Source organism: Klebsiella sp. CN_Kp104, assembly GCF_040064515.1.
In the GTDB taxonomy this organism is placed as follows: Bacteria; Pseudomonadota; Gammaproteobacteria; order Enterobacterales; family Enterobacteriaceae; genus Klebsiella; species Klebsiella aerogenes.
This window is the reverse complement of sequence record NZ_JBEAII010000025.1, coordinates 1-565: the sequence shown is the minus strand read 5'-3', so window position 1 is coordinate 565 and position 565 is coordinate 1. Positions and strand designations below refer to the sequence as shown.

The window sequence follows — 565 nt, the reverse complement described above, 5'->3', positions numbered from 1 at the left end:
CAGGGCATCCACCGTGTACGCTTAGTCGCTTAACCTCACAACCCGAAGATGTTTCACTTCTGATTGCGAAAATTTGAGAGACTCGAACACACATTAACTGTGTGTCGTTTCAATTTTCAGCTTGATCCAGATTTTTAAAGAGCAAAACTTCGCAGTGAACCTTTTCAGGTACACTCTGAAGTTTTCTTGTTTTTTGCAGTAAGGATGGTGGAGCTATGCGGGATCGAACCGCAGACCTCCTGCGTGCAAAGCAGGCGCTCTCCCAGCTGAGCTATAGCCCCATCGAATGAATCTCTTTTAACCTTAATTCGTTTTCGGGCGCGGCGTGGTGAAGCGAAGCATACTGAAGTATGCGAGCTTTGCCACAACAAAGCACGAGAGCGAATTTGGTAGGCCTGAGTGGACTTGAACCACCGACCTCACCCTTATCAGGGGTGCGCTCTAACCACCTGAGCTACAAGCCTGCAGAGATTACTTACTGCTGTATTTTCATCAGACAATCTGTGTGAGCACTACAAAGGCAGGTTCTTTAAGGTAAGGAGGTGATCCAACCGCAGGTTCCCCT

The 565-nt window shown here is 48.0% G+C and carries 2 tRNA genes; both read right to left on the bottom strand.

The features are described from left to right. Nucleotides 1-205: 205 nt before the first annotated feature. Nucleotides 206-281 (bottom strand) — tRNA-Ala (locus ABLU80_RS13530). A 106-nt stretch (nt 282-387) separates the two neighbouring features. Continuing rightward, nucleotides 388-464: transfer RNA gene (locus tag ABLU80_RS13525), tRNA-Ile, on the bottom strand. Nucleotides 465-565: the final 101 nt, after the last annotated feature.